22 protein-coding genes and 1 tRNA gene are annotated in these 20,233 nt (G+C 58.7%); 14 read left to right on the top strand and 9 right to left on the bottom strand.

Translation table 11 applies throughout. The features are described 5' to 3' along the window. Nucleotides 1-3: 3 nt before the first annotated feature. Both ATY79_RS04265 and ilvA read right to left on the bottom strand, forming a co-directional pair. Nucleotides 4-330 (bottom strand): HlyU family transcriptional regulator, encoded by a 327-nt coding sequence (locus ATY79_RS04265; protein WP_088694752.1) that lies wholly within the window; start codon nucleotides 328-330, stop codon nucleotides 4-6. Between the two features lie 36 nt (nucleotides 331-366). Next, on the bottom strand, nucleotides 367-1,617 hold the full coding sequence (gene ilvA, locus ATY79_RS04260) for a threonine ammonia-lyase (protein WP_088694751.1): 1,251 nt from the start codon (nucleotides 1,615-1,617) through the stop codon (nucleotides 367-369). A 179-nt stretch (nucleotides 1,618-1,796) separates the two neighbouring features. Between ilvA and ATY79_RS04255 the strand changes: the two genes are divergently transcribed. From ATY79_RS04255 to ATY79_RS04245, 3 genes are all read left to right on the top strand, one after another. Further along, on the top strand, nucleotides 1,797-2,144 hold the full coding sequence (locus tag ATY79_RS04255; RefSeq protein ID WP_088694750.1) for a VanZ family protein: 348 nt from the start codon (nucleotides 1,797-1,799) through the stop codon (nucleotides 2,142-2,144). A gap of 115 nt (nucleotides 2,145-2,259) precedes the next feature. Beyond that, the gene (locus ATY79_RS04250; RefSeq protein ID WP_245306921.1) at nucleotides 2,260-3,084 is read left to right on the top strand and encodes a glycosyltransferase family A protein; all 825 of its coding nucleotides are present in this window, start codon (nucleotides 2,260-2,262) and stop codon (nucleotides 3,082-3,084) included. A 66-nt stretch (nucleotides 3,085-3,150) separates the two neighbouring features. Beyond that, a tRNA-Leu gene (locus ATY79_RS04245) sits at nucleotides 3,151-3,236 on the top strand. 344 nt (nucleotides 3,237-3,580) lie between these two features. Here ATY79_RS04245 and wrbA read toward each other — a convergent pair. Beyond that, a complete protein-coding gene (gene wrbA, locus ATY79_RS04240; RefSeq protein WP_088694748.1) occupies nucleotides 3,581-4,177 on the bottom strand; it encodes an NAD(P)H:quinone oxidoreductase type IV in 597 nt (198 codons plus the stop codon). 213 nt (nucleotides 4,178-4,390) lie between these two features. Here wrbA and ATY79_RS04235 point away from each other — a divergent pair, with 213 nt between their 5' ends. The 6 genes from ATY79_RS04235 to ATY79_RS04210 all read left to right on the top strand — a co-directional run bounded on the left by ATY79_RS04235 (nucleotide 4,391) and on the right by ATY79_RS04210 (nucleotide 12,530). Beyond that, nucleotides 4,391-5,167 (top strand): competence/damage-inducible protein A, encoded by a 777-nt coding sequence (locus ATY79_RS04235; protein ID WP_088703135.1) that lies wholly within the window; start codon nucleotides 4,391-4,393, stop codon nucleotides 5,165-5,167. Between the two features lie 107 nt (nucleotides 5,168-5,274). Further along, nucleotides 5,275-6,117, top strand: coding sequence for a universal stress protein (locus tag ATY79_RS04230; RefSeq protein ID WP_088694746.1), 843 nt, complete (start codon nucleotides 5,275-5,277; stop codon nucleotides 6,115-6,117). Nucleotides 6,118-6,299: 182 nt separating this feature from the next. Then, nucleotides 6,300-6,797 carry a xanthine phosphoribosyltransferase gene (gene gpt / locus ATY79_RS04225; RefSeq protein ID WP_088694950.1) on the top strand — a complete coding sequence of 166 codons (498 nt, stop codon included), beginning with the start codon at nucleotides 6,300-6,302 and terminating at the stop codon, nucleotides 6,795-6,797. 194 nt (nucleotides 6,798-6,991) lie between these two features. After that, a complete protein-coding gene (locus tag ATY79_RS04220) occupies nucleotides 6,992-7,579 on the top strand; it encodes a hypothetical protein (RefSeq protein ID WP_088694745.1) in 588 nt (195 codons plus the stop codon). Between the two features lie 591 nt (nucleotides 7,580-8,170). Next, nucleotides 8,171-11,992: a vitamin B12-dependent ribonucleotide reductase gene (locus ATY79_RS04215; RefSeq protein ID WP_088694744.1), complete on the top strand. Its 3,822-nt coding sequence runs from the start codon at nucleotides 8,171-8,173 to the stop codon at nucleotides 11,990-11,992. 154 nt (nucleotides 11,993-12,146) lie between these two features. After that, on the top strand, nucleotides 12,147-12,530 hold the full coding sequence (locus ATY79_RS04210) for a hypothetical protein (RefSeq protein WP_088694743.1): 384 nt from the start codon (nucleotides 12,147-12,149) through the stop codon (nucleotides 12,528-12,530). 324 nt (nucleotides 12,531-12,854) lie between these two features. On the opposite strand, the gene ATY79_RS30725 is transcribed toward ATY79_RS04210, so the two are convergent. Next, nucleotides 12,855-12,998: a hypothetical protein gene (locus tag ATY79_RS30725; RefSeq protein WP_189637248.1), complete on the bottom strand. Its 144-nt coding sequence runs from the start codon at nucleotides 12,996-12,998 to the stop codon at nucleotides 12,855-12,857. Here ATY79_RS30725 and ATY79_RS04205 point away from each other — a divergent pair. Further along, a complete protein-coding gene (locus ATY79_RS04205; RefSeq protein ID WP_088694742.1) occupies nucleotides 12,997-13,827 on the top strand; it encodes an alpha/beta hydrolase in 831 nt (276 codons plus the stop codon). The two genes, ATY79_RS30725 and ATY79_RS04205, sit on opposite strands and share 2 nt — an antisense overlap. A gap of 142 nt (nucleotides 13,828-13,969) precedes the next feature. Here ATY79_RS04205 and ATY79_RS30720 read toward each other — a convergent pair whose 3' ends face one another. Continuing rightward, nucleotides 13,970-14,143: a hypothetical protein gene (locus tag ATY79_RS30720; RefSeq protein ID WP_189637247.1), complete on the bottom strand. Its 174-nt coding sequence runs from the start codon at nucleotides 14,141-14,143 to the stop codon at nucleotides 13,970-13,972. Between the two features lie 212 nt (nucleotides 14,144-14,355). On the opposite strand from ATY79_RS30720, the gene ATY79_RS04200 reads away from it, so the two are divergent. Both ATY79_RS04200 and ATY79_RS04195 read left to right on the top strand, forming a co-directional pair. Then, complete coding sequence (locus ATY79_RS04200) at nucleotides 14,356-14,610, top strand: DUF2188 domain-containing protein (RefSeq protein ID WP_088694741.1); 255 nt, start codon at nucleotides 14,356-14,358, stop codon at nucleotides 14,608-14,610. A gap of 2 nt (nucleotides 14,611-14,612) precedes the next feature. Further along, a complete protein-coding gene (locus ATY79_RS04195; protein WP_007531928.1) occupies nucleotides 14,613-14,939 on the top strand; it encodes a hypothetical protein in 327 nt (108 codons plus the stop codon). 191 nt (nucleotides 14,940-15,130) lie between these two features. Here ATY79_RS04195 and ATY79_RS04190 read toward each other — a convergent pair whose 3' ends face one another. The 3 genes from ATY79_RS04190 to ftsZ all read right to left on the bottom strand — a co-directional run bounded on the left by ATY79_RS04190 (nucleotide 15,131) and on the right by ftsZ (nucleotide 17,442). Beyond that, nucleotides 15,131-15,328, bottom strand: coding sequence for a hypothetical protein (locus ATY79_RS04190; RefSeq protein ID WP_088694740.1), 198 nt, complete (start codon nucleotides 15,326-15,328; stop codon nucleotides 15,131-15,133). Between the two features lie 82 nt (nucleotides 15,329-15,410). After that, entirely contained in the window at nucleotides 15,411-16,259 is an 849-nt protein-coding gene (locus ATY79_RS04185; RefSeq protein WP_088694739.1) for an oxidoreductase, read from the bottom strand. 157 nt (nucleotides 16,260-16,416) lie between these two features. Then, the gene (ftsZ, locus tag ATY79_RS04180; protein ID WP_088694949.1) at nucleotides 16,417-17,442 is read right to left on the bottom strand and encodes a cell division protein FtsZ; all 1,026 of its coding nucleotides are present in this window, start codon (nucleotides 17,440-17,442) and stop codon (nucleotides 16,417-16,419) included. A 198-nt stretch (nucleotides 17,443-17,640) separates the two neighbouring features. On the opposite strand from ftsZ, the gene ATY79_RS04175 reads away from it, so the two are divergent. Both ATY79_RS04175 and ATY79_RS04170 read left to right on the top strand, forming a co-directional pair. Next, nucleotides 17,641-17,856: a hypothetical protein gene (locus ATY79_RS04175; RefSeq protein WP_088694738.1), complete on the top strand. Its 216-nt coding sequence runs from the start codon at nucleotides 17,641-17,643 to the stop codon at nucleotides 17,854-17,856. An 88-nt stretch (nucleotides 17,857-17,944) separates the two neighbouring features. Next, nucleotides 17,945-18,952, top strand: a complete 1,008-nt coding sequence (locus ATY79_RS04170; protein ID WP_088694737.1) for a 2-dehydropantoate 2-reductase — start codon at nucleotides 17,945-17,947, stop codon at nucleotides 18,950-18,952. 85 nt (nucleotides 18,953-19,037) lie between these two features. On the opposite strand, the gene ATY79_RS04165 is transcribed toward ATY79_RS04170, so the two are convergent. Beyond that, nucleotides 19,038-20,195 carry an aminotransferase class I/II-fold pyridoxal phosphate-dependent enzyme gene (locus ATY79_RS04165; RefSeq protein ID WP_088694736.1) on the bottom strand — a complete coding sequence of 386 codons (1,158 nt, stop codon included), beginning with the start codon at nucleotides 20,193-20,195 and terminating at the stop codon, nucleotides 19,038-19,040. Nucleotides 20,196-20,233 lie beyond the last annotated feature (38 nt).

The following is a 20,233-nucleotide window of genomic DNA, read 5'->3' as shown; positions in this document are numbered from 1 at the left end:
AGGTCAGACCTGGCGAACCTTTGCGCCATCGTTGAATAACGATGGACCATTCTGATCGATGATCTGCTGTGCTTTGCGCACCGTGCACTCGATCGCATCGTCGGAGGACCCGAACATGTCGGCGCGAATGAAATTGCGTATGAGGACTTCCCCACCTACCGTCTTCTCGATCCGGCCGGCAAGGCGATACTGGCCACCTTCCTTCTGCGGCTCGGCGTAGATCGTGCAGTCGCCGTAGAGCTGCGGCTCGGAAGAAACGCCTGCCGGGGCGTCAGCCGATTTGCCACCGCCTGAAAACCTTGAGAAAATGCTGGAGAAGATCGAAGCCATACTTCGCCTTTATCATGGCAGCTCGTGCCGGAAAAGTTAAATGATGAGGTTTGCAAGGATCTCGTTTTCGGTGATGTCCTCGAAGCCAATGGCGGCGTTGTCGAAGTTCGCGATGAGTTGCGCGAAATTCTCGGGCGCCTTGGTCTCAATACCGATCAGCACCGAGCCGAAGTTGCGTGCTGTCTTCTTCAAATATTCGAAGCGAGCGATATCGTCGTCGGGGCCGAGCAGATTCAGGAAGTCACGCAAAGCGCCCGGTCGCTGCGGCATTCGCACGATGAAGTACTTCTTCAAGCCGGCGTAGCGCATCGCGCGCTCCTTGACATCGGGAAGGCGCTCGAAATCGAAGTTGCCGCCAGAAACGACGGCGACGACAGTCTTTCCTCTGAGCACTTCCGGATCCATCGCAGCGATCGCGGTCAGCGACAGTGCCCCTGCCGGCTCGAGAACAACGCCCTCTACATTCAGCATCTCGCTAATGGTCACGCAGATCGCGTTCTCCGGCATCAGCATGACCTGTTCGGTCGGGAACCTTTCCAAGGCCGCGAAGTTCAGATCGCCGATCCGCGCCACGGCCGCACCGTCGACGAAATTGTCAACCTTGGTGAGCGTCACCACGCCCCCCGCCTCAATGCTTCGCTTCAAGCTCGGCGCTCCAGCCGGCTCCGTAAAGATGAAGCCGGATTTTGGCAAAACGCCCTCGAGATAGCCGGTGATGCCAGCCGCGAGGCCACCGCCCCCCACAGGCATCACCACCAAATCAGGTAGCGTTCCCCCAGGCAGCTGTTGCAGAATTTCCGCAGCAACTGTCGCCTGCCCCTCGATGATATCGGCATGGTCGAACGGCGGTACCATCACACCGTCGATCGCCTCGACGTGATCGCGGGCGGCCTGGTAGCACTGATCGAAGAAATCACCGGTCAGCTTAATCGTGATGAATTCCGCGCCAAAGATGCGTGTCTTGTCGATCTTCTGCTGCGGCGTCGTTACCGGCATGAAAACAACACCAGGCACTCCGAAATAGCGGCAGACAAAGGCGAAGCCCTGAGCATGATTGCCGGCCGAAGCACAAACGAAGGTCTTGCCGCCAGCACCCTCGGCGATCGCCTTCCGGAAGAAATTAAACGCTCCGCGAATCTTGTAGGAGCGCACGGGCGAAAGGTCTTCGCGCTTCAGCCAGATGTCCGCGCCATAGCGCGCAGACAGGTGCTCGTTCAGTTGCAGTGGCGTTTCTGGAAAGAGGCTGCGCATGGCCACCTCGGCGCTCTCGACATCCTGTCTGGTCACGATCGTTCGTCCATTCCTGTTTCGCTTTCGCTATCGCACAAGTGGGAGGAGCAAAAAAGCCCATATCCACCAATATTGTTTACTTCAAAAGTCACCTTTTAACTCAAATCTCTAGATCCCCGGTCGGATAACGCAATTGTGCGCTATCAATTCGCCCGCGATGCGGCTAAATCACTCTGATGATCTCGAGCAAATTTGCAAAGCCGGTTGCCTGGTTGCTTCTCGCGGCCATTATTTTCGTCACGCTGTCACCGATCGGACTGCGGCCGCATACCGTGACCTCGGTCAATCTCGACCGCGCACTCGCCTATGTGTTGGTCGGCTTCATGTTCGCACTGGCCTATCCCAGGCATTGGCTCGCTGTCGCCGTGCTCTTGATCGTTGGCGCATTTGCAATCGAATATCTTCAATATCTGTCGCCAACGCGCCATGCGCGCCTGCACGATGCGCTCGTCAAGATCCTCGGCGCATCTGCGGGAATATTCGCGGCCCGCGTGTACGCAAAATCCGCAGCTGGCGCCTCATAAATACCCACACCTATCCCGCTCTTCTCACTGGTTCGGCTTGGTTGACTTAGCGCAACTCGGAATGGGATAGTACCATCCAACTTTCGTCAATGGTTTACATCGGATGCCGACGACATTGCGCATCATCTCGCTCTCTACTATCCCTCCACGTTTCTCCAAGCTTGCACCGACACTTAACAGCCTAATAAAGCAGAACGGCGCGGTGGATGAGATCCGGCTCTACGTTCCCAAACGATATCGGCGGTTTCCCGACTACGATGGATCGGTTCCGTCAGTCCCCACCGGAATCACGATAGTTCGCCCTGAAGAAGACATGGGACCTGCGTCCAAGGTGTTGTTTGCCGCACGCGAGTTCCGCGGGAAAAAGGCACAGATTCTATTCTGTGATGACGACAAGATGTTCTCGCCTAATTGGGCCTCTCAGTTGTTCGCGGCACAGGACGAGCGACCAACAGAATGCGTAGCCCTCATCGGCAAGGACGTGCCGACCCATATAGCGAAACCCTCCGCCTTCGTGCCGAAAGCAGTGCGGAGGCGGAGAATGGATCTTTTGCTCCGCGCCCGCCGACTACGGCATAAGGTCGCTTCCATGGTCTTGCGTTTGGACCAGCCGAAACCGATGCGAAGGCTGGTTGCAAAGGGGGGCTATGTGGATGTGCTTCAAGGGCTCGGTGGTGCCGTGGTGCGTCCGGAGTTTTTCGATGACATCGCATATGACATCCCTGATGTCATATGGGCAGTTGATGATGTTTGGTTGTCAGGCATGCTTGCGCTGAAAGGTATCCCGATCTGGCTCCCTGCTGGGCTGGAAGAACCACAGACGACCGCAGCACACGATGTCGCCTCACTATACCTCGCCACCATCGAGGGTGCGCGTCGCAGCGAAGCCAATCGCCGGTGCATCGAGTACATGCAGCAGCATTTCAATATATGGCAGTAAATTGCACCACGATTGGTGCGCAGAGCTTCCCAAAACAGATTCGCTAAGTTATTGGGATCGTTGAACGCGAGCGTGGCGAAACTGGTAGACGCAAGGGACTTAAAATCCCTCGGCCTTAGGCTGTACGGGTTCGATCCCCGTCGCTCGCACCATCATGCCGGTCTCCACCAACTCCGGCGAACCCGCCATTGCCCTTTATCATCGCTTGCGAATGTGCTTCTATGCGCGCGCCAGAAGGACCGCGGTTGGGGCTGCGCATAGTTGTAAGCTTGTCTTGTGGGAGTAAGGCGATGGTTTACGATTGGGATGGCACGAGAACGCGACGTCTCAAATTGCTCCGGGCGGGAACGACATTCATGATCGCGGTTGCGATTGTCGGCATACCGCTTCTTTTCTGCGCAGCGAAACTGCACGAACTTTACGGCTGACGCAATCGGCTACTCTGGTGTAAGCGGGCGCGACCCCGATGGCCGCGCCTATCACTGAAGGGAGCCGGTCAGCCCAGCTTGGCAGCAATCTTGGCGACGTGAGCGCCCTGATACTTGGCCGCTTCCAGCTCGATTGCGGAAGGCTGACGCGATCCGTCACCGTCCGTGATGGTCGACGCGCCATAGGGCGAGCCGCCCTTGATTTCATCAACGCCCATCTGGCCCTGGAATGCATAGGGAAGGCCGGCGACGATCATGCCCTGGTGCAGGAAGGTTGGAATGAAGCCGAGAATGGTGGACTCCTGACCGCCGTGCTGCGTTGCCGACGAGGTAAATACGGAGCCCACTTTGCCGACCAGCTTGCCAGAAAACCAGAGGCCGCCCGTCTGATCCCAGAAATTGCGCATCTGCGAGGCGACCGTCCCGAAGCGCGTACCCGCACCGACGATGATTGCGTCGTAATCGGCAAGTTCGTCGACAGTGGCGATCGGAGCAGACTGATCCATCTTGTAGTAGGACGCCTTGGCGACCTCTTCCGGAACCAGCTCCGGAACACGCTTGACGGTGACTTCCGCGCCAGTCGACCTTGCGCCTTCGGCAACGGCGTATGCCATCGTTTCGATGTGGCCGTAAGCCGAGTAGTAGAGCACCAGTACCTTAGCCATTACCTATCTCCATCAATTCTATTTGAATTCGTAACGGCTGGAGTCTTAGCAGCGGAGTGTGTCGAACATAGCCCTGCGCCGCAGCACGCACTGTTCAATAGCCATAGACGAAAAATTGCTTGTAGCATTGCTCGAGTTGTCGGCAGCGACACGGTTTGCAAGACCAGCGAACGGCGCTACCTATGCTAGGATCCAAATATTCGGAAATTTCCAATGACCAATCAGACAATCGTCACCGCCGCCATGCTTGCCATTGGCGACGAACTCCTATCCGGCCGCACCAAGGACAAGAACATCGGGCACCTGGCCGATATGCTGACGCTTTGCGGCATCGATCTCAAGGAGGTCCGCATCGTCGGCGACGAGGAAGACGCGATCGTCGAGGCACTCAATACGTTGCGTGCAAAATACGACTACATCTTCACCTCGGGGGGCATTGGACCGACCCATGACGACATCACCGCCGATGCCGTGTCCGCGGCATTCGGGTTGCCTTGCGAATATGACGCCGACGCCATGGCTTTGCTTGGCGAAATGTATGCACGCCGTGAGCTTGATTTCACCGATGCCAGAAAGAGAATGGCGCGCATGCCGAAAGGCGCGCGCCATATCCCCAACCCGGTCTCGACAGCGCCCGGCTTTATCATCGGCAACGTTCATGTCATGGCCGGCGTTCCGCAGGTCTTCCAGGCCATGGTCGACGCCGTCATCCCGACCTTGCGCACCGGCACGCGCGTGCTCTCGCTCGGCATCTCCTGCCCTTACGGCGAGGGTGACATCAGCACGCCGCTTGCCGCCATCCAGAAAGCCCACCCGGAGACGAGCATCGGCTCCTACCCCCGCTATATCGGCCAGGCATTCTCGACTGAAATCGTCATCCGCAGCCGCTCGCAGGATGCGGTCGATGCCGCGGGAATCGACGTGCGTGCCATGATCGAGACCATCCGCCAAGCAAAGGAGGTCGCTGAAAACCGTTCGGCAGAGGCGTAGCATAGAGGAGATCCGGTTAGCCCTTGATATGCATCAAGGAACCGGCGCCCCTGCCGGCGCATTCTCGTTGAAGATAGCCGATTTCATCCGCGTAAGGAGAATTGTTTATGTCTTACAAAACCATACTCGCCATTCTCGATACCGTCGATAACGCCAAAGCCGTGGCCGATTTTGCTTTTGCCATTGCCGCGCAGACCAATGCCCACGTTATCGGCCTTCATGCGGAAACCGTCGCAGTCGTGCCACTTGTCGCGCCGATGGAGATACCCGACCCCGTCGCTGTGCAGGCGCTTCAGGACATGGCCCGTGCGGAAACGGTCGAGGTCGAGCGCATCTTCCGCAGAAAGGCACAGGCTGAAGGCGTCTCCTATGAATGGCGGAACTTTGCCTCATCGACCGGCTACGGCACGGCGCCGTTGATCGAAAGCGCCCGAAGCGCTGACTTGCTGATCGCGTCACAGGCCAATCCAGCGAAGCCGTCGGACAGTCACGTCGACATCGACAACTTTCTCTTCGAAAGCGGTCGCCCGGTCATGATGATCCCCTTTGTGCTGCGCCAACCGAAGCCGATCAAGCGTGTTCTTATCGCCTGGAACGGCTCAAGGGAGGCAGCGCGCGCCGCGTTTGATGCCTTGCCGATACTGAAGGCCGCTGACGAAGTCGAGATTTTCTCCGTCGACCCCGTCGACAATGCACTCCAGTCTGCGGCTGTTGCGGGCGCGGACATTGCATCGGCTCTCTCCCGTCACGGCGTCAAGGTCACCCTGGCGACCGCCCAAAGCGTAGACAAATCCGCGTCGACAGTCATCGAAAACCGCCTCTCCGACAGCAGCATCGACCTGCTGGTCATGGGCGCCTACACCCATTCGCGACTCTGGCAGATGATTTTCGGCGGCACCACGAAAACGCTGCTCCAGTCGATGACTGCATTGACGCTGCTGTCACGATAAGAATCACGAGGGGCTTGCGTTTTGTCCCCGGAATCCGTTAATTGCGGCGACCGATGACGAGCTCCGGCTTCGGTCCTCCTATCGCGCAGTCTCGGCTGCGCGATTTGCGTTTGGCCGATCGCGGAATGCCTTGTCCGGCCGCCGGCAAACGGCGTGTCATCATTCATGCCGCGGAGCAAACCATGTCCCTTCCCGATAAAGCCTTTCCCGTTTCCTGGGATCAATTCCACCGCGATGCGCGTGCCCTTGCCTGGCGCCTCGCTGGTTTGAAGCGCGATTTCAAGGCAATCGTCTGTATCACGCGTGGCGGCCTCGTGCCGGCGGCGATCATCTCGCGCGAACTTAACATCCGACTGATCGAAACGGTCTGCGTCGCGTCCTACCACGACTATGTGAACCAGGGTGAAATGATGCTCCTGAAGGGCATCGCGCCGGAACTGACCGCTGATGAAGGTGAAGCTGTCCTCGTCATTGACGATCTGACCGACACCGGTAAGACGGCCTCGGAAGTTCGCTCGATCCTGCCCAAAGCACACTTTGCCTGCGTCTACGCAAAGCCTCAAGGTGTGCCGACGATCGATACGTTCGTTACGGAAGTCAGCCAGGACACCTGGATCTATTTCCCTTGGGATATGGGGTTCACCTATCAGGAGCCGATCTCCAAGGCCGGCCGCGGCTAAAGGTCGGCTGTCGCAGGCCAATGAGCCCGCACAATTTCAGATTGTGCCAATCTTTGTTTAACTAACGCATTGGATTCCGCTATCGCGCCGCTCCCTCAGGCCTTATCCTTCTAGCCAACAGTCCAGCGCGGCAACGGCACCGCGCTGTGGACTGGGTTGGAAGTCTAGTCGCCGGGCGCGACGTTGGAACGAATATGATGCGTTGGGGCTACGTCGGGACGGTTGCGGCTTTAGGACTCAACCTTTGTCTCTCGCCTTTGGCCGCTTCGGCGGAACCGGCCTATGTTTCCGTCGTAAGGGAATATGTCGAGACCGTCGTCAAGCCGATGGTGAATACGCCAATCGTCCGGAAGGCGATTGAAGATCAGAACGCCAAGTTCGACAATATCACCGATGCGAACATCCAGGTGCTCGATAATACGTACCGCGCCGAGGTGCAGAGCGGCGGCTGGGAGATGGTCCGGCGCCTGCTCAACAAGCCGGTGTCGCGATACCTCAAGACCAAACAGGATGATTCGCAGGGCATCATCATCGAGTTTTTCGTGACCGATCGTCATGGACTCAATGTCGGCCAGGGCACGATGACCACCGACTATTGGCAAGGTGATGAAGACAAGTTCTTGAAAACATTCGCGAAGCAGTCGGACGAGATATTTATCGACCGGGCTGAGCGCGATGAACAGACACAATTGCTGGAAACGCAGGCGAGCTTTGTCATCAAGGATGAAAACGGACAGCCTATAGGTATCGCAACGGTGACGATTGCGATTGACGCATTGTGATCAAAATTGTCTCAACGAATCGGCTGCCGCATTTGGCCGGCAAAAGCTGCAACCAAATCAACACGGTCGCAACTTTTCTTAGATTTTTTAGGCTCTGGGGCGACGAAGGCGCGCAACCCATTGAATTTCTTAGACGACTTTCTTTTCCCCATTCTCCACAGCCCGATCCACAATATGTTGTGGTGAACACTTCATTAAAAACAACCCCTTGACGGAATCGCCTGTTTCCAACTTAATAGAGTCCGATGTTGCGACGGCAGTTGGGCCGGAATGAACGAGGCCGGTTCCCTCCAAAAAATCGAGCGTAGAATCAGGGTGTTGCGTCCATGAAGGGCGACCGCCATGAGGGGTTTCGTGCGCGATTTTTATCTTCCGAAAAAAGTGACATCCGGGGCTGGCGATAATAAGCTGTTAACACTATATTTAGTGTTTGCAGCCACGATCACCACAAGATACAGGAGCAATCATCTCCGGATGACACTCCTGTGATGATACGGAACGAGAACTGGCTGCGCTCCTCACGGCGCTGCCGGAGGTGGAAACTTGCGCCTTGGTCGACGGGGACGAGGCGCGCAGCTAGAGGTTAGAGAAATGCGCATAGAACGCCGTTTCACGAAGGCAGGACAGAGCGCTTACGCGGATATCGAATTCCGCAAGGCGACGAGCGAGATCAAGAACCCGGACGGGTCGATCGTATTCCGCCTCGAAAACATCGACGTTCCGGCGCAGTTCTCGCAGGTCGCGGCCGACATCCTGGCACAGAAGTATTTCCGCAAGGCCGGCGTTCCCGTGAAGCTGAAGAAGGTCGAGGAAAACGACGTTCCTTCCTTCCTGTGGCGTTCGGTTGCTGACGAAACAGCTCTGAAGGATGTTCCGAAGGACCAGCAGTACGGTTCCGAAACCGACGCCCGCCAGGTCTTCGACCGTCTCGCCGGAACCTGGACATACTGGGGCTGGAAGGGCGGCTATTTCTCGTCCGAAGAAGATGCCTCTGCCTTCAAGGACGAGCTTGCCTACATGCTGGCCACCCAGCGCGTTGCACCGAACTCCCCGCAGTGGTTCAACACGGGCCTGCACTGGGCCTACGGCATCGACGGCCCCGGCCAGGGTCACTTCTATGTCGACCCCTTCACCGGCAAACTGGTGAAGTCGAAGTCTGCCTACGAGCATCCGCAACCGCATGCCTGCTTCATCCAGTCCGTTGAAGATGATCTCGTCAACGAAGGCGGCATCATGGACCTGTGGGTCCGCGAAGCTCGCCTCTTCAAGTACGGCTCCGGCACCGGCTCGAACTTCTCCTACCTCCGCGGCGAAGGCGAAAAGCTTTCCGGTGGCGGCCGTTCCTCCGGCCTGATGAGCTTCCTGAAGATCGGCGACCGTGCAGCGGGCGCCATCAAGTCGGGCGGCACGACGCGCCGTGCGGCGAAGATGGTCGTTGTCGACATCGACCATCCAGATATCGAGGAATATATCAACTGGAAGGTGAAGGAAGAACAGAAGGTTGCCGCCCTCGTCACCGGCTCCAAGGTCGTCGCCAAGCACCTGAAGGCGATCATGAAGGCCTGCGTCAACTGCGAGGCCGACAATGGCGACTGCTTCGACCCGAACAAGAACCCTGCCCTGAAGCGCGAAATCCGCGCTGCCAAGAAGGACCAGGTTCCTGAGAACTACATCGGCCGCGTCATCCAGTTCGCCCGCCAGGGCTACAAGGACATGGAGTTCAAGACCTACGACACGGACTGGGACAGCGAAGCCTACCTCACCGTATCGGGCCAGAACTCCAACAACTCCGTCTCGATCAAGGACGACTTCCTGCGCGCAGTCGAAAACGACGGCGACTGGCAGCTGAAGGCCCGTAAGGACGGTAAGGTCATGAAGACCTTGAAGGCACGCGACCTCTGGGAGTCGATCTCCTACGCTGCATGGGCATCGGCCGATCCGGGCCTGCACTTCAACACGACGATGAACGACTGGCACACCAGCCCGGCTGCCGGCGCGATCCGCGCATCCAACCCATGCTCGGAATACATGTTCCTCGACGACACGGCCTGCAACCTTGCCTCGCTGAACCTCATGCAGTTCAAGGATGCTGCCACCAAGCGCATCAACATATCAGACTACGAGCATGCCGTTCGCCTGTGGAGTGTCGTTCTCGAAATCTCCGTGATGATGGCGCAGTTCCCGTCGAAGCGGATTGCCGAGCTCTCCTACGAATACCGCACGATCGGCCTCGGCTACGCCAACATTGGCGGCCTGCTGATGTCCTCGGGCATTCCCTATGACAGCGACGAAGCTCGCGCCATCGCCGGCTCGCTGACCGCAATCATGACCGGCATCTCCTACGCCACCTCGGCCGAGATCGCCTCCGAGCTCGGACCGTTCCCGATGTTCGCGCCGAACCGCGAGAACATGCTGCGCGTCATCCGCAACCACCGCCGCGCCGCTTACGGCGAGACGTCGGGCTATGAAGGCCTGTCGATCAACCCGGTCGCGCTCATCCACTCGGAGAACCCGGACCAGGATCTGGCGGCTCACGCCAAGAGCGCCTGGGACAAGGCTCTCGAGCTCGGCGAAAAGCATGGCTACCGCAACGCCCAGGCAACCGTCATCGCTCCAACAGGCACGATCGGCCTCGTCATGGATTGCGACACAACAGGTATCGAGCCCGACTTCGCGCTGGTGAAGTTCAAGAAGCTTGCCGGCGGCGGCTACTTCAAGATCATCAACCGCGCCGTTCCGGAAGCGTTGCGCACGCTCGGTTACTCCGAAAGCCAGATCGCCGAGATCGAAGCTTACGCTGTTGGCCACGGCAACCTGAACCAGGCACCTGCTATCAACCCCTCGACGCTGAAGGCCAAGGGCTTCACCGACGAGAAGGTCGATGCCGTCAACGCCGCGCTGAAGTCGGCCTTCGACATCAAGTTCGTCTTCAACCAGTGGACGCTCGGCACCGACTTCCTGAAGGGCACGCTGAAGGTTTCCGACGAGCAGCTCGCCGACATGAGCTTCAACCTGCTCGACCACCTCGGCTTCTCCAAGAAGGATATCGAGGCTGCGAACATCCACGTTTGCGGTGCGATGACGTTGGAAGGCGCACCGTTCCTGAAGAACGAGCACTTGCCCGTCTTCGATTGCGCCAACCCCTGCGGCAAGATCGGCAAGCGTTACCTCTCGGTCGACAGCCACATCCGCATGATGGCTGCCGCCCAGCCGTTCATCTCGGGTGCGATCTCCAAGACGATCAACATGCCGAACGACGCAACGGTCGACGATTGCAAGAGCGCCTACATGCTTTCCTGGAAGCTCGGCCTGAAGGCAAACGCCCTCTATCGTGACGGCTCCAAGCTGTCGCAGCCGCTGAACGCCTCGCTGATCGAAGATGAAAGCGATGAGGACGCACTGGACGATCTGCTGCAGCAGCCGGTCGCCGCCCAGGCCGTCACCATCACCGAAAAGATCATCGAGCGTGTGGTCGAGCGCGTCACCCGCGAACGCGAAAAGCTGCCGAACCGCCGCCAGGGCTATACCCAGAAGGCTGCCGTTGGCGGACACAAGGTCTACCTGCGCACCGGCGAATTCGGTGACGGCCGCCTCGGCGAAATCTTCATCGACATGCACAAGGAAGGTGCCGCCTTCCGTGCGATGATGAACAACTTCGCCATCGCCATCTCGCTCGGCCTGCAGTACGGCGTGCCGCTCGAAGAATATGTGGAGGCCTTCACCTTCACCAAGTTCGAGCCGGCAGGCATGGTCATCGGCAACGACGCGATCAAGAACGCCACATCGATCCTCGACTACGTGTTCCGCGAACTCGCCGTCTCCTACCTCGGCCGCCACGACCTGGCGCATGTCGATACGTCTGATTTCTCGAACACGGCACTCGGCAAGGGCATCCAGGAAGGCAAGACGAACCTCGTCTCGACCGGCTGGACCCGCGGCTACAAGCCGACGCTGGTTTCGAACGGCGAACGCCAGGCATCAGGCGAGCCGAAGGGCTCGGCAACCGCCGCCCCTGCCCGCGCCTCCTCGACGGGCACCGTGACGTCATTCGCAGGCGCCGCGGCCCGCAGGATCGAGCCGACCGTTGCCATCTCCAGCTCCGAAATCGTTGCCTTCAAGCGCGATTACGAGGAGCGGGCAAAGGAACTGGCCGAAGAGATCGCCGAAGAGGTACTCGGCGAGGTCGCCAGCGAAAGTCAGCAGCAGGCAACCGCCCTCTTCTCCGACAAGGCAGCCGCCGACGCGGCATCGGCCAAGACGGAGGCCAAGAAGGTCGAAGCCGAACGCCGCGCCCGCTCGATCATGCAGGGGTACACCGGCAACATGTGCTCCGAGTGCCAGAACTTCACAATGGTCCGCAACGGCACCTGCGAGAAGTGCGACACGTGCGGCGCAACGAGCGGGTGCTCTTGATGATGCGGTGATCATCGCAGTCTGGGAAGCCAATGGGTTTGTCCCAGAACCGATGAGCGTGTCCTAAAAGAGAAACTTCCGGGCGCCTCGGTGCCCGGAGATGTAGGGAGCCACTAGGTTTGTCACTGCGCCATTTCGATGACATTGAACTAGAATGAGCGAGCACGAATTCGAAAAAGAAGCGAAGGCTCTTCTTCGAAATTGCCCTGAAACCTACGATGAAATTCTTAGCGGCCGCGTTGGCAATCGCCGGCGTGAGAAGGATTTCCAAGCGAAAACCGGTCAAGAAGCAGTGATTGTTTCCATCGGTGAAAAACAGCGGGAACACATCAACATGTTTGCTGTGAAGCTAACTGTCGCGACTTTCTATCAGATTTCAGGACGAATTTTAACGGACGAAGAAGCCATCACAGTATTCGTGCATACGTCAGCCAATGTGGTCGACGGAACCTTCCCCGAAATGCTTTCAATTCTAGGAGGTTATCGAACCATGCGACAAGGGAATTGGAGCGTTGAGTCGCAATTCGCCTATAGATAGGCGCTAACTAATGACCAGCATGCCGGTGTGTTTCACGTCGTCCTCCAAGATAATTTTTCACTAGCAACCTTCGTCTTTGATAAGAGCGATCTGAGATTTCAGCGGGACGACCTTCCTCGTCTCTCTATAGAGAGTATTCGGGCGGTGTCGGATGACCTTCGCAACCCTTATCCCAGTCTCTCAATGAAACTAGATATCGCCGGCTCCTAGGAAGTACCTGCTCTCTTCGTCTGCACAGGGCCCACCCCCTTGTGGCCGCCATTCTCCAAAACGCCCTTCCCTTCTCGATGATTTGCATCACATTACCGTTGGCTCGCAGCGCCGCTAAAGCCGCATCATGATGATGATGACGTAGTACGGCATGTGAGCCAGCTCTGCCGGACGCCCCAGAACATGGGCGCCGGAAGGATGCTCGCGTGCCTTTACCGCAATCGAAGCAATCACATCCAGAAAGAGGGACCTGATCATGCCATTCATCAAGACCGCCGACGGAACCGAAATCTTCTACAAGGATTGGGGTCCGCTCGATGCCCAGCCCGTTGTCTTTCATCACGGCTGGCCGCTCAGCGCCGACGACTGGGATGCACAGATGATGTTCTTTCTGGACAAGGGCTATCGGGTGATCGCCCATGACCGGCGTGGGCACGGCCGCTCCAGCCAGACGTGGCAGGGCAACGAGATGGACACCTATGCGGCCGATGTCGCCGCGCTTACCGATGCGCTCGACCTCAAGAATGCGATCCATGTCGGTCACTCGACCGGCGGTGGTGAGGTCGCCCATTACGTCGCGCGTGCAAAGCCCGGCCGCGTCGCCAAGGCCGTGCTGATCGGCGCCGTACCGCCGATCATGGTCAAGTCGGACAAAAACCCCGGCGGGCTTCCACTCGAAGTTTTCGACGGTTTCCGTGCGGCGCTCGTCGCCAACCGCGCGCAGTTCTTTCTCGATGTGCCGGCCGGCCCCTTCTACGGCTTCAATCGGCCAGGCGCCAAGGTCAGCCAGGGCATCATCGAGAACTGGTGGCGGCAAGGGATGATGGGCGGGGCGAAGGCGCATTACGATTGCATCAAAGCCTTCTCCGAAACGGATTTCACCGAGGACTTGAAGCAGATCACTGTGCCGACGCTGGTAATGCACGGTGACGACGATCAGATCGTTCCCTATGCCGATTCAGCACCGCTTTCGGTCAAGCTCCTGAGACACGGAACGCTGAAGACCTATGCCGGCCTCCCGCACGGCATGTGCACGACGCATCCTGATATCATCAACGCCGATCTACTGGAGTTCTTCCTGGACTAATATGGACCGAGCCGTCGGCCTGCTTTATCTGGAGCCGAGACCTTGGGATTGACGCAATATCGAGAAGCCAAGGCGGGTGCCCTTGTTCCCGCCTGGCGGCCAGGAGGTGTGCTATCGGCGGCGGCTGATCGGCCTCCGCGGATTATCGCACCACAGCAGTTTCCGCCGGAGCTGCGGCCGGTTGGGGCGACTCTTCCGCAATCTCTTCGGCAACGGCCGAGAGATCGAGGTTCCCCCAGATCGACGCGGACTGGCGACGCTCGGCGCGGCGGGAGGATTTGACTTCGACGATGAACGACTTCGACTGAGCGCGCATGGGATTCCTATTAAGAGGCGTTGAACGAATCCATCAACCAGCCAAGCCTATGAAGCGTTGCGCGCTCACGCAAGATCGTGCCGCGCATTGAATCCAGCCTCGCACAGGTCAGGCCGCGACGGAACAAGCATCGGGCGAGCGGCGTTTGAGCTTTTCAATCTGCGTGGCGCCTGGATGCAAATTCCTGCGAAAAGTTCTTGAAGGAAAGATCGATGTCGATTACCTACCACGTCGCCGAACACGATGGCGCCTGGGCTTACCGCCTGGACGATGTCTGGTCGGAAACTTTCCCAACTCACGAAGAAGCACTGGCAGCGGCCAAACACGCCGCAGAGCGACAACAGCTCGGTGGCCAGGATGCGGACATTACATATCAGCGTGCAGACGGCAGCTGGACAACGGAACGGTCGAACCGAGGCGACCGCCCCGAGGCTGATGTCGTCGATGACGCCAAGGAAAAAGACTAGGAATGACCATTAAAGAACGCTTTCTGAAGCAGCAGCATGCCTGGATGCTCGGCGCATGCTACTCCCGCAAACATCCCGACTTCCATCGCTTTGGTGGCGTGGATGTTTCAATCTCTCCTCGCTGGAAAGACAGCGTTGAAACCTTCGTCAATGATATGATCGACACCCTGCCGCGCAGCCTCTCCGAGCGCCGGATGGCATTGAGAAACCCGCGTCGCCCGTTTGAGCCTGGCAATGTGGAATGGGTGTTTGCAAGCAAGCACTACGGCCTTCGCGCTCCTGACGGGACGCGGCCCGACATGGCGGACGCTCGTTCGCGCCGCGCGTAAGCGCTCTTTACGGATCACATCTTTCGCCGGCGGAAGCTCGCTCAGAGGCTTCTTTCGCCGGCGAATTATTTTAGAGGCTCGGACGCGCAAGAATGCCCTGCCTGCATCCAGATCAAATGTCGCCAACTGGCGACACATGCCGCGCCAGTCTGTTGACTGCGGCAGCTCAAGCCACATGGGCGCCTCAATCGCTACCGGTGCTGTGCGTTTCTCGTCACCACAATCACAACAATTCCGACGATCGTTGCGAGCGCGCCCCAATAGACCCAGGGCGTCTGGTTGATCATGAAGCTTTCTTGCGGATAGGGAAAATAGCCGCTGCCCTGCCCCATCCAGACCACTCCGATCAGGATCAGCAGACTGGCAACAAGATAGCCAAACTTCACCATTCGATATCCTCCACCACAGCGGCGAGATGCCAGTTTTCAGGTTGCTCCGCTTGCGCGGACGTCAGTATTTCCCGAGACGATTTTACGCCTTCGGGAAATCAGCCCCGAGGCTCGTTTCGCGCCATTCCTCTATCTGCGCCAGTCGCTCGCGCAACTTGTTCGTGACGTTGTTATAGCCGATTTCACCGAGCACGAGATGGCGTGGCGGTTCTTCCACTTGCGTGACCCGGATCATCGCCTCGCCGCCGCGCACGGGATCGCCGGCCTGCTTGCCGCTATATTCGGATGTCTGCCTCATCCGTGCCGCCGCGGTATCGGCATAATCGGAAATCGTGCTCTTCGTTTGCCTGAGTGACCGGCCGGCCCAATCGGTGCGGAACGGGCCGGGTTCGACGCAGGTTACCTTGATGCCGAGCGGCTTGCCCTCGGCGTAAAGTGCATCGGAAAAGCCTTCTACCGCGTGCTTGCTCGCGGCATAGAAGCCGGAACCGGGAAAGCCCATGAAGCCGGCAACCGAGGTGATGTTGATGATGTGGCCATGCCGGCGTTGCCGCATACCGGGCAGGACGGCGCGGGTCATCGAAAACAAGCCAAACACATTCGCCTCGAACTGATCGCGGATTTCCTGCTCTTCGGCTTCCTCGACCGTCGACTGATAGCCATAGCCGGCATTGTTGACGAGAACGTCGATGCGGCCGAAGCGCTGCTCGGCTGCCGTGACCGCCGCCTTGACTTGTGCGCGATCCGTCACGTCAAGATCCAGCGCCAGCGTGTTCGCTTCGTGACCTAAGGTGAGATCTGCGAGGCGAGCCTTGTCGCGCGCGGTGACGACCGTTGGCCAACCGCGGGCAATGGTAAGTTTCGCTAGCTCGCGGCCGAAGCCGGTGGAGCAGCCGGTGATGAACCAGACGGGCAATGTGTCTTGGGGCATGAGATTTTCCTGATTTTGTCGGGAACGCCTTGGCGGGCGAAGGGGCGAGAGCGGATTTAGGGCCGCTGCCTGACATTTCCAGGACAACGGCAAGCCTACGCCGAAACGACATCAATCAGGAAGCCTGCGCACCGATCGAGCGCGCAGGCGATAGGGTCTACTGCAGCGTACGCGTCTGCATGTCCTGGCCGAGCGCCACGCCCTGATGGGTCCGCGTTCCAACCGTCCCGTCAAGGCCTGTGGCGACGACCGAGACGCGGAACTTGCCATCGAGGTTGCGGTCGAAGATCGCGCCAACGACGATGTCGGCCTCTTCCTGAACCTCATCGCGGATGCGGCTTGCCGCTTCATCCACCTCGAAGAGCGTCATATCGGAGCCACCGGAAATCGAGATCAGAACACCCCTGGCGCCCTTCATCGAGATATCATCGAGCAGCGGGTTGGCGATCGCAGCTTCGGCGGCCTTCATTGCACGCCCCTCGCCCGAAGCCTCGCCCGTGCCCATCATCGCCCGGCCCATGCCACGCATAACGGATTTCACGTCGGCGAAATCGAGGTTGATAAGGCCTTCCTTGACGATCAGGTCGGTGATGCAGCCGACACCAGCATAAAGCACGCGGTCGGCTGTCATGAAGGCGTCGGCGAAGGTGGTCTTTGCGTCTGCGATGCGAAACAGGTTCTGGTTCGGGATGACGATCACCGTGTCGGCCGCCTCGCGCAGCGCCTCGATACCGACATCGGCCGTCTTCATGCGGCGGTTCCCTTCGAAGGTGAAGGGCTTCGTTACGACTCCGACCGTCAGAATCCCGGCGTTGCGGGCAGCCTGCGCAATCACAGGCGCAGCGCCAGTGCCGGTGCCGCCGCCCATGCCTGCGGTGACGAAGCACATATGCGAGCCAGCCAGATGATCCATGATCTCGTCGATGGATTCTTCGGCGGCCGCGCGCCCTACTTCCGGCAGCGAACCAGCGCCCAGCCCTTCGGTCACATGCGCACCGAGCTGGATGCGGCGGGATGCCTTGGAGGTCGCCAGGACCTGCGCATCGGTATTGGCCGCGATGAAATCGACACCTTCGAGATTTTCCGCAATCATGTTGTTGATGGCATTGCCACCGCCGCCGCCGACACCAATTACTGTAATTCTCGGTCGCATTTCGGAAATCCCGTTCTTGGCGTTCGTCATCGCAATCTCCTTCGTGCGTTTTTCGTCATGGCTCCGCCTCTTGTCGGGAACCGAATCGAGCATCAACCTAGTCGCGCAACAAGGCAGAGCCGGGGCGAAAGAACAAGATGAAGCGTTCTTGAAACTTTATCCGGAACCTTTTTTGATCTCGCGCTTTATTGTGAATCATCCCCTGCCAGAGAGAGGAGTACCGCGCAGATGCCTACGCTTGCCACCCGCCCGTCAGTTACCCCTCCGAATGATCACATTCTTACCGCCCAAGAGGCCTTGGAACCGCTGTTCTTAAAGATCGAAGAGGAAGCCGAAGTTCGGATGATCGCCGCGGCCATCCGCGCCGGCTGGTCTGCGGACGATGCGGTGGCTGCGATCGACGAGCTTCGTCGCAACGAGCTTCTTCCCGGCTCCAACCAATAAAAGCATCGACCGGCTTCAAAAATCACTCGCCTTGAGGGACGGATGACCTAAGTTCAGCGCGACCAGTCAATCGCGGAAAGATCATCGCATGCCCTTCAAGAACATCTGCATCTTCGGCGCCGGTGCCCTCGGCGGCGCCATCGCGGCCAAGCTTGCCTCGTCACTCGGCGCAGAGGCCACGGTCTCGGTCGTTGCCCGCGGCGCTCATCTCGCGACTATCCGGGACGATGGGTTGCGTCTCATTGAGGCTGGCGCTGATTTTCCCTTTCGCGTGTCGGTAACAGCCACAGACGATCCAGCGGAACTGCCGCCACAGGATCTCGTTATCACCGGACTGAAGGGCCATCAACTCAGCGCGGCGGCGGAAGGAATTGGCCATCTATTGAAGGATGGCACGCGTGTCTTGATGATCCTCAACGGCATTCCGTGGTGGTATTTCCATCGCGATCAGGACAGCGCGCATGCGGAGCTCCAATTCGAGGAACTCGATGAAGGCGGCAGGCTCTGGCAGTTTGTCGGCCCGCAGCGGGTGATCGGCTGCGTCGCCCATCAGGGTGCCGAAGTCAGCAAACCCGGTGAGGTCAGACTCAGCAACAAGGGCCATTTCATTCTCGGCGAGCCCTCCGGTGAGATCTCTGCAGATTTGCGGGAGATTGAAGCATTGCTGCGACGCGCAGATATCGAGGTGAAGCTCTCTAGCCGGATCCGCGACGATATCTGGAGCAAGCTGATGGGCAACGCATCCTTCAACCCGATCAGCGCGCTGACGCGTTCATTGATGTCGGAGCTGATGGCGGATGCCGCGATCACTGACCAGATCGGAAAGGTCATGAAGGAGGTAAAGGCCGTAGGAGAAGCGCTCGGCGCGAATGTTGGGATGTCCGTCGAGCAACGACTTGAGCAGGCGCAACAGATCGGGCCAGTTCGCACGTCGATGCTGCAGGACCTTCTCGCTGGCAAATCGCTGGAACTTACACCGCTGGTGGGAATGGTCGTTTCGCTAGGTCGCCTGACAGCAGTGCCAACACCAGTTTCAGAAACGATCCTGGCGCTGGTGTCGCAGCTTGACCGTGAGAACTGCCGAGCGACCAAATAAAGGGCCTTAACGGTCGAGCGGCCTCCGGCAGGCTGCTCAGACACTGAATCAGCAAGTCTCCGCAAGCTCCTATAACGGAAGAGATTTATTTCAGCCACACAGCGATGCGCTCGACTGCTTCAATGATCTCGGCTTCGGAACCAGCATAGGACATGCGCATCGAGCGATCGCCTTCCAGGGGGTCAAAATCCAGACCTGGCGTCGCGGCAACGTTGATCTCCGCCAGCATCCGCTTGGCGAACGCCATGCTATCATTGGTAAAGCGAGTCACGTCGACATAGGCGTAGAAGGCGCCGTCCATCGGCGATGCAATCGATAGGCCAATTTCCGGCAGACGCTTCAGCAGGAATTCGCGGTTGGCTGAGTAGCTCGCCTTGTACACGTCGAGTTCTGCGCTCGCTCCCAGCGCCGCCGTCGCTGCGATCTGCGAAAGTTCGGGCGGCGAGATGTAGAGGCTTTGCGCAACACGCTCGATCGGACGCACCAGTCGCTCGGGCAGTACCATCCAGCCAACCCGCCAGCCCGTCATGCAATAGTATTTGGAGAAGGAGTTGATAACGATCGCCTCGTCGGTCAATTCCAGCACACTGGTCTCTTCCCCGGCAAACATTAGGCCATGATAGATTTCATCTGAAATGAACGCGATCGAATTGGCCGCGCAATAGTTCGCCAACTCCTGCAGGCCTTGGCGGCCAGTCACAGTGCCCGTCGGGTTGGCGGGGCTCGCCAGAAGAACGCCCTTCAGCTTGACGTTGTTTGCCGCTTGCGCAGCCTCAAGGCTCTCGGGCGTCAACGTGAAATGCGTCTCGGCCGTTACCGGGACCTCTATAACCTTCAGCCCGAGCGCGCCGAGGATGTTGCGATAGGCAGGATAGCCGGGACGGGCAATGGCGACCGCATCACCGGCATCAAACAGGGAGAGAAAGGCGAGATTGAAGCCGGCGGAAGAACCGGTGGTTATTGCGATACGCGCAGGATCAATTTCCAGCCCGTGACGGTCGCGATAATGCCCGGCCAGCGCTTGTTTCAGCCTTGTCGTGCCGAGCGCATCTGTATAGCCGATATTGCCTTCCACAAGCGCCGCCTGCGCCGCTTCGAGCGCAGCGCGCGGAGCCGGATGGGATGGCTGCCCGACAGCCATGGAAATGACCGGGTGACCGCTCGCTCGCCGCTTCGTCGCTTCGGCCAGAACATCCATGGCGTGAAAGGGCTCGACTTCACTGCGTTTGGAAATGGAAAACAAGATCGGGTCTCTCTAACTTTTGCTTGCGGCCAGACAAT

The sequence above is a fragment of the Rhizobium sp. R693 genome (assembly GCF_002211315.1).
Classification (GTDB): domain Bacteria; phylum Pseudomonadota; class Alphaproteobacteria; order Rhizobiales; family Rhizobiaceae; genus Rhizobium.
This window is presented reverse-complemented; position numbering and strand designations above follow the sequence as displayed.